This is a genomic window from Synechococcus sp. R55.8, assembly GCF_047461895.1.
Taxonomy (GTDB): Bacteria; Cyanobacteriota; Cyanobacteriia; order Thermostichales; family Thermostichaceae; genus Thermostichus.
Genome location: NZ_JANSIB010000123.1, coordinates 1 through 7,566 on the forward strand (window position 1 = coordinate 1; position 7,566 = coordinate 7,566).

Here is a 7,566-nt window from a genome sequence, read left to right on the forward strand (position 1 = left end):
CAGAGCCAAAGCCCCCAGCCGCTCCTCCCCCCGGTTAATCGGGTAGGCAACAAAGCCTCGCAAGCCATTGGCCTTCACCCACTCCGGGGCAGGCATCCAGGCTTCTTGGGCGGGATTGTTGCTCAAAAGCGGCAGACCCTCCTGGGCCACCCGTCCCAAAGGGCTGTCGTCAGGATAGATCCGCTGAATTTGGTCATGAGCAGGACTGAGCAGGCCGGCATGGGCCACCGACTGAAAACATCCTTCCTGCGGGTCGAAAATCCAAAGGCGAGCTGAGGCCGCGCCCAGGCGATTTACCATCTGCTGTACCAAGGTCTGGGCCAGCTTGAGCACACACTGCTCCAGCTCCCCCATCTCTACAGAGTCCGAAGAGGATGGGGAAGATAACTGAGAAGAGAGCAGCACCAGTTCTTGGACAATTTGGTTTGCAGCCTGTAGCTGGCGTGACAGCATGGGATCCCGATTGCGGCAGCGGTGCGGAGCACTTTCAACAGAGGCAACCGAAGGCATGACAGCAAGAGATGGGCTTCCATCAACAAGGAACCAACTTCTGCACAGCCTCTAACCGCCCCAAAGCCCAGCCCCGCCGCTGGAGAAGGGCAAAAGATTCCAGCAAATCCGGCCCCTGCAGATCCCCTGTCAGGGCGGCCCGCAAACTCTTCATCAGCAGGCCCTTTTTCATGTTCTGGCCCTTGGCCACCTGATCCACCAGCGGTTTTAAGCTGTCCGCCGAAACCTGGGGCAGCTCGGCAGCAGCCAACGTGGTGGCCATTGCAGCCATAGCCTCTGCCACCCCAGGCAGGCGCAACTGTTCCAGAGCTGGCAACGTGTAGCTGAGGGGCTCCTGAAACAAAAAGCGGCTGAGCGGAGGAGCCTCTGCCAGGCGGTCGATGCCATCGGCAATCAGGCGGGCCACATCTTCTAACCAGGTGGGATCCGGCACCTCGGAAAGGTCAAACCCTGCCGCCTGCCAAAAGGGGGTGAGCCGTTCTACCAGTTCTGGCGGAGAAAGCCGCTTGATGTACTGGCTGTTGATCCAGTTGAGCTTGTCCCAGTCAAAGCGGGCAGCCGCACGGTTAACCCGGTCAAAGTCGAACAGCGCAGCCGCCTTTTCCAAAGAGAAAAGCTCTTCCCCATCCGGGGGCGACCAACTGAGCAAAGCCAAATAGTTCTTGAGAGCTTCCGGCAAAAAGCCCAGTTGCTGGAACTCTGCTACCGAAGTTGCCCCATCCCGTTTGGAGAGCTTTTTCCCCTCCGGGTTCAGGATTAGCGGAGAATGGGCAAACTGGGGAGGTTCGTGGCCAAGAGCACGGTAGAGCAAAATCTGCTTGGGGGTATTGCCGATGTGATCTTCGCCGCGAATCACATGGGTGATGCCCATGTCGATGTCATCCACCACCACCGCCAAGTTGTAGAGAGGGTAGCCATCCGCTCGGGCAATGACCATGTCTCCTCCCAAATCCTGGGTGTTCCAGGTAATGGGGCCGCGGATGAGATCCACCCAAGACACCTCTAGGGGCTCCTCGATTTTGAAGCGGATCACCGGCTGCCGCCCCTCGGCTTCGTAGGCTCGTCGCTGGGCTTCGGTGAGAAAGCGGTGGCGGTTGTCGTAGCGGGGGGCTTTGCCGGCAGCCTTCTGGGCAGCGCGCATCTCCTCCAGCTCTGCCTCGCTGACGTAGCAGCGGTAGGCCAGCCCTTGATCTAGAAGCTGCTGCACCACTGCTTGGTAGCGCTCGATGCGCTTGGACTGGTAGACCGGCCCTTCGTCCCAGTCTAGGCCCAACCAGGCCAGGCCCGCCAAAATGTTGCGGGTGTAGCGGGGCAAAGAGCGGTCGCGGTCGGTGTCCTCGATGCGCAAAATGAACCGGCCACCGTGGCGACGGGCATACAGCCAGTTGAACACTGCCGTCCGGGCGGTGCCGATGTGCAGATTTCCAGTTGGACTGGGGGCAATGCGAACACAAACACTCACAGGTCTAAGGATCCCAAGCAGAGTATCCCGATCCTAGTCGGCGGCGAGATCCTTTGTCATGTTGGCCCTCCATTGGGTTGCAGGCGGTTGCCAATCGAGGCATTTCGAGTAGAATCCGCCTTAGCTGCCGGTCAAAAGGTAGGCTTCATGGGGATCCAAGTCAATGAGCAACGTTCAAACCCCGCTTTTTTCCGGTGTTGAGGAAAAGCTGTAGCGCAGGAGGAATCCCAGCACATGCGTCTGACTTTGGCCATTCTTCTGGGTTGTCTGTCCGCCGGGATCCCGATTGGATCCGCCTTGGCCCAAATTGCCTATCCTTCCTATCCGGTGGGAGATGCCCTAGACAGGATCCTGTTGGATACAGGCAGGAATGTGGATCCGGTCATTTTCCCTGAGGAGGTGGTGCGCTCCCAGGCCCGGCAGACCACCGCCTTCTTCACCACGCTGCTGAACCAGCGCACCAACATCCCACCCCTGCGCTCGCTGGATTTGCCCAGCCCCTATCAGGCTTCGGTTCGTACCCAGGCCGGGTACTACCGCGTGACCCAGACAGAGCCCGTTTTGGATTTTGAAATCTTGCGCTAGGCAGGGCAGGTATTCGGGGCCTGTTCCAGCGCCGGCCTGTTGCTGTTGCCAAAACGTTGTGTATGAAGCTCCGTTCTACTGCTGCGCGGAAGAAAGCTAGATAGGGCGGTGGTTGTGCCCTGGTCGGCGTGGCGGAAAGGGCAGTGACTGCCTGGCGGTTGCCTTAAAGCTGTTCACCCAGGAGGGCATGGTTTTTCTCAGCGAAACAGCTCCCTGGAGAGGCGCTCCGCCGGCGCAATCGGACAAGAGGGAACTGGGGAAAGTTGTGTTTGTGAGAGCCTTCATCCTATGGCCCGCTCGCGCGGACGGTAACTGCCTCTCCGGTCAGCGAAAAAGCTCGCGTGGCGGTAATGCGCACCGGCACCAGGGATCCCTTCAGTTGCTCTGGATCCCCTTCAAAGAACACCAAGCGATTGCCGCGGGTACGCCCCATTGCCTGGCGGGGGTTTTTCGGGTTGGGGCCTTCCACCAGCACCTCTTGCACCTGGCCTAAGAGTCGGGCGCTGCGAGCGGCAGCCACCTCGGCCACCAGTCGGTTCAGCCGTTGCAGGCGGTCGCTTTTTTCCTCTTCAGGCACCTGGTCGGGCCACTCGGCGGCGGGGGTGCCGGGACGGGGGGAGTAGGCAGCAGTGTTCACTTGGTCAAAGCCGATATCCTGCACCAGTTGCAGGGTTTCTTGGAACTGAGCTTCGGTCTCTCCCGGGAAGCCGACAATGGCATCGGCGCTGATGGCGGCTTCGGGCATGTATTGGCGGATGAGCTGGATGATCTGGCGATAGCGCTCGTGGGTGTAGCCGCGCCGCATCCGCTTGAGCACTTCGTTGCTGCCCGCCTGGAAGGGAATGTGGAAGTGCTCGCAGACTTTGGGCAGCTCGGCGCAGGTGGCGATCAGCTCCTCGGTAAAGTAGCGCGGGTGGCTGGTGGCAAAGCGAATCCGTTCAATACCTTCCACCGAATGGACGAAGCGCAACAAGCTGGCCAGGTTGGTTTTCGGATCCAGATCCCGTCCGTAGGCATCGATGTTCTGCCCCAGCAACGTCACCTCGCGGTAGCCCGCTCTGGCCACGTCTTCGATTTCGGCGCGGATGGCCTGGGGCTGGCGGGACTGCTCTTGCCCTCGCACCCGCGGCACGATGCAGTAGGTACAACGCTCGTTGCAACCGTAGATGACATTGATCCAAGCAGTGACCTGGCTGTCGCGGCGGGGCTTGGTGATGTCTTCTGGGATCTCAACCGGATCGGTGGCCACCACCTGGTTTCCGGCTTCCACCTGCGCCAACAGATCCCCAAGGCGGTTCACGTACTGGGGGCCCATGACCAGATCCAGCTCAGGGACGCGGCGCAACAATTTCTCCCCTTCCTGCTGGGCCACACAGCCGGCCACAATGAGCTTGATGGCCGGGTTTTTGCGCTTGCGCTGCGCCTGGATGCCCAGGTAGGAATAGACCTTTTGCTCAGCATTGTCGCGGATGGTGCAGGTGTTGTAGAGAACTAAGTCCGCCTGCAACTCATCTTCGGTGGCCACATACCCCAGGGACTCCAGGATCCCGGCCATGCGCTCGGTATCGGCGCGGTTCATTTGGCAGCCGAAGGTGATGGTGTGGTAGGTGGGAGCAGCCATGGGAAGAAACAGCACAAAGAACCACCATCTTCGAGCTTAGCGGATCCTTAAAAATGGCTGAGGGGTTTGAGACTGCAACGGTTAGTCTAGATAAAAGTTCCTACACCGGCAAAGGCTCATGTTGCCCAAGCATCGTCCCAAGCAACTGTCGCTGGGCCCTCTGGAGTCGGAAATCTTGGACATCCTCTGGGATCTGGGCAGTGCCAGCACCCGTCAAATCCACGAGCGCATCTTGGCCGATCCGGATCGGGAGCTGGCCTATGCCTCTGTGACTACAGTTTTGCAGCGCTTAAGCCAGAAGGGCTGGGTGAGCTGTGAGCGCCGCACCGATCCCCAAGGGCGGCATTTGCCGATGCTGTGGCGGCCTCGTCTTTCGCGTCAGGAAGCGGCCAGCCTCAGGGCCTTCACCCACCTGCAGCAGTTTTTGGCTGTAGGGGATCCCGATACGGTGGCAGCCTTTGCCGATAGCCTGGATCAGGCCAGCGTGTCCCAGTTGCAGGCGATTGCCGAACGGCTGCGGGCAGCCCGTCAAGCCAGGAGGGATCCGCGATGAGCCACTTGGGCATGTTACTGCTGGGCTTGGGCCTCAGTTGCCTGTGGCGAGCCCAGGTGCGCCTGGACAGGAGTGGGGGATGGGGCCGACGTTGGCAGCGGGCTTGGATCCACTTCTTGCTGCCCCCGCTGCTGTTGCTGACCACTGCTTTGGCCTTGGCCTGGATGGGGCCGTGGGGACAAATGGCCGGAGCGGGGGGCTGGTTCTGCTACGGCTGTGCCCTGCTGTTGCTGGCCGTGGCCGGCGGCGTGGCCTTGCACTGGATTTGGGAATACTGGCGCTCCTATCGACGTGCCCATCTGCAAGCTTTAGCCCATGTGGATTTGCATGGCTCTCCGGCCTATGTGCTGGATTTGGAGATCCCTTTTGCTGCTCAAGTGGGGGTGTGGAATGCCCAGTTGGTGGTCAGCCGCGGCCTGCTGGAGCAGTTGGATGATGAGCACTTGCGGGCCGTAATCGCCCACGAAGAGGCCCATCGCCACTACCGCGATACCCTCTGGATGTTTGGAGTGGGCTGGCTGCGACGCCTCACCGGCTGGCTGCCCAACACCGAGGCCCTGTGGGAGGAATTGCTCACTCTGCGGGAGCTGCGGGCGGATCGCTGGGCGGCCCAACGGGTGGATCCCTTGTTGTTGGGAGAGGCCCTGCTGCAGGTGGTGGGCTATGGCGTGGTGGAGCAACCGGCGGCAGCTTGGGTTGGCTTTGCAATGACCGTGAGTTCAGACTCAGGGCAACGGCTGCAGGAGCGTATCGATGCCCTGCTGCAGCAGGCAGAGTCAGGGCCCGTCGATCCCCTACCCCATTCTTCTTCCATTCGGGGTTGGGCCTGGTTGGGGTTGTCCCTATTGCCTTTGCTGGCGATCCCGTTCCATACCTGAAGATTGACGGCGATTCCTCAACCAAATTGTCCTTGGGTTGGGGAAGCGAGCTTGAAAAAAAACCACCAGTTGACGCCCAAAGCCTGAGATCTGCTTTGCAAGCAGAATGGGATACTCTAGGTCAGGTTTTCTGGACTTCTAGGGACTTACAGCAGTGCAAACCAACTCTTCCCTTTCTGAGGCGACCGGGTCGGCGTGTGATCCCCTTACGCGGGCGCAGATCCTCATCGAGGCTTTACCCTACATTCAGCAGTACCAGGGCCGCGTTATTGTCATCAAATACGGCGGCGCAGCCATGGTGCACCAAGAGCGACGGGCCGAGGTGCTCCGAGACATCGTCTTTCTGGCCTGTGTGGGGATCCGCCCGGTGTTGGTGCATGGGGGGGGGCCGGAGATCAACAGTTGGCTACAAAAACTGGACATTCCCTTCAAGTTTGTGGATGGCTTGCGGGTTACCGATGCCGCCACCATGGAAGTAGTGGAGATGGTGTTGGTGGGCAAGGTTAATAAGCAGATCGTGCAGCTCATCAGCTTGGCCGGCGGATCGGCGGTGGGGCTGTGCGGGCGAGATGGCAACTTGATCAAAGCGCGATCCCAGGGCCGGGCAGAGATCGGCTTTGTTGGGGAAGTGAGCAGCATCAACCCCCAGTTGCTGCAAACCCTGTTGGAAGGTGGACAGATTCCGGTGATCTCCAGCGTGGCTGCCGATGAGACAGGCCAAGCCTACAACATCAACGCCGATACGGTGGCGGGAGAACTGGCGGCTGCTCTGGGGGCAGAAAAGCTGATTTTGCTCACCGACACCCCTGGCATTCTCAAAGATCCTCAGGATCGCAGCTCTCTGATTACGTTGCTGGATATCGAGACGGCTCGCCAGTTGATCCAAGCCGGTGTCGTCAAGGGCGGCATGATCCCGAAGGTGCAGTGTTGCATTCGCGCCTTGGCACAAGGGGTACGGGCAGCCCACATTCTGGATGGAGGATCCCCTCATTCCCTATTGCTGGAGCTGCTGACCGATGCCGGCGTGGGCACCAAGCTGGTTCCTTCTCAATTTGCCGCCCAGTTGGAAGACTGAACAACGGATCCCGCTAAGCTTCCTTGATAAAGCGAAGAATCTCCCGCACATGGCCGAGAAACTGGCTATCCACACTGAGCTGAGCCACAGCTTGGTGGGTCTCCTGGCGCAATTGCCTGTGCTCCAGCTCGTTGCTGGCCCGCAACTGTTCCAGTTGGGCTTTGAGCGCGGCCAGCTCCTGACGCAGGTAGCGCCGGGTTTCTTCCTCCTGTTGGGCCCAAGAACCGGGCTTGCCGGGATCCCATTGCTCCTGCAACTGCTCGACTTGGCGTGTCAACTGCTTTATCCGCTCGGCCAACTCGATGGCATCTTCGCGAGGGATGCGGATTTGCCCTTGCAACTGGGCCAAGCGGTCGGCCAAATACTCGTAGCCCCGGATGGCCGGGCGCAGAGCCGTTAACAACACCGCAGCCACAGCGCTGGGGTAGCCAATGGGGGTGACTTGCCCAACGGCCAAGCCATAGAAAACCAGAGCCGACAGCCCATGCAGGGCAATGGCCACGCGCAACGACCAGCGGCTGAGCTTTTGTAGGAAAGCCAAGGTTGAATCTTCCACCGGGCTCCCTCGTTCCTGAGACACAACCGCCTCCTGCTGAACGGCCTTGGCCTGAAAGTAGAGGTTCCAGGGAAGGGTGACGATCACCACCAGCCACCAAAAGCTGGCGATCCCAATGGCCCAATCGGCCAGCTCCCCAATGGGTAGCCCAAAAGCCCGCAGCAGGACAAACAGGATCCCACCGCCGATCAACAACAGCAGCCCCGCCACCCAAACTGGGAAAAAGATTTTCGAGTAAGACACGGAGTAAGAGGTTGAGTAAGACATTGCCGGTTTCTCCTCATCAAGCTGCCTACAGCCTGCCCGAACCGAGCGGCCAGAAGCTC

At 59.9% G+C, this 7,566-nt stretch carries 8 protein-coding genes; 4 read left to right on the top strand and 4 right to left on the bottom strand.

Annotated elements, in window-relative coordinates:
* A partial coding sequence (locus NW829_RS11125) for a GAF domain-containing protein (protein ID WP_414417094.1) occupies positions 1-453 on the bottom strand: 453 nt, incomplete at its 3' end.
* 79 nt (positions 454-532) lie between these two features.
* A complete protein-coding gene (gene gltX / locus NW829_RS11130) occupies positions 533-1,972 on the bottom strand; it encodes a glutamate--tRNA ligase (protein ID WP_414413742.1) in 1,440 nt (479 codons plus the stop codon).
* A gap of 234 nt (positions 1,973-2,206) precedes the next feature.
* Here gltX and NW829_RS11135 point away from each other — a divergent pair, with 234 nt between their 5' ends.
* Positions 2,207-2,557, top strand: a complete 351-nt coding sequence (locus NW829_RS11135) for a hypothetical protein (protein ID WP_011433285.1) — start codon at positions 2,207-2,209, stop codon at positions 2,555-2,557.
* A gap of 286 nt (positions 2,558-2,843) precedes the next feature.
* Here the strand turns inward: NW829_RS11135 and miaB are convergent, their stop codons facing one another.
* On the bottom strand, positions 2,844-4,178 hold the full coding sequence (miaB, locus tag NW829_RS11140; protein WP_414332191.1) for a tRNA (N6-isopentenyl adenosine(37)-C2)-methylthiotransferase MiaB: 1,335 nt from the start codon (positions 4,176-4,178) through the stop codon (positions 2,844-2,846).
* A 118-nt stretch (positions 4,179-4,296) separates the two neighbouring features.
* Here miaB and NW829_RS11145 point away from each other — a divergent pair, with 118 nt between their 5' ends.
* From NW829_RS11145 to argB, 3 genes are all read left to right on the top strand, one after another.
* Positions 4,297-4,731, top strand: a complete 435-nt coding sequence (locus NW829_RS11145) for a BlaI/MecI/CopY family transcriptional regulator (RefSeq protein ID WP_414380945.1) — start codon at positions 4,297-4,299, stop codon at positions 4,729-4,731.
* Positions 4,728-5,609 (top strand): M56 family metallopeptidase, encoded by an 882-nt coding sequence (locus NW829_RS11150; RefSeq protein WP_414417095.1) that lies wholly within the window; start codon positions 4,728-4,730, stop codon positions 5,607-5,609. The genes NW829_RS11145 and NW829_RS11150 overlap by 4 nt, the downstream gene beginning before the upstream one ends.
* Before the next feature lie 154 nt (positions 5,610-5,763).
* On the top strand, positions 5,764-6,684 hold the full coding sequence (gene argB, locus NW829_RS11155) for an acetylglutamate kinase (protein WP_414417096.1): 921 nt from the start codon (positions 5,764-5,766) through the stop codon (positions 6,682-6,684).
* Positions 6,685-6,697: 13 nt separating this feature from the next.
* Here the strand turns inward: argB and NW829_RS11160 are convergent, their stop codons facing one another.
* Positions 6,698-7,507: a hypothetical protein gene (locus tag NW829_RS11160; protein WP_414417097.1), complete on the bottom strand. Its 810-nt coding sequence runs from the start codon at positions 7,505-7,507 to the stop codon at positions 6,698-6,700.
* Positions 7,508-7,566: the final 59 nt, after the last annotated feature.

Coding starts and splice junctions, on each gene's coding strand:
- miaB (WP_414332191.1), bottom strand. CDS start 4,178: ATGGCTGCTCCCACCTACCACACCATCACCTTCGGCTGCCAAATGAAC.
- NW829_RS11135 (WP_011433285.1), top strand. CDS start 2,207: ATGCGTCTGACTTTGGCCATTCTTCTGGGTTGTCTGTCCGCCGGGATC.
- NW829_RS11145 (WP_414380945.1), top strand. CDS start 4,297: ATGTTGCCCAAGCATCGTCCCAAGCAACTGTCGCTGGGCCCTCTGGAG.
- NW829_RS11160 (WP_414417097.1), bottom strand. CDS start 7,507: ATGTCTTACTCAACCTCTTACTCCGTGTCTTACTCGAAAATCTTTTTC.
- NW829_RS11150 (WP_414417095.1), top strand. CDS start 4,728: ATGAGCCACTTGGGCATGTTACTGCTGGGCTTGGGCCTCAGTTGCCTG.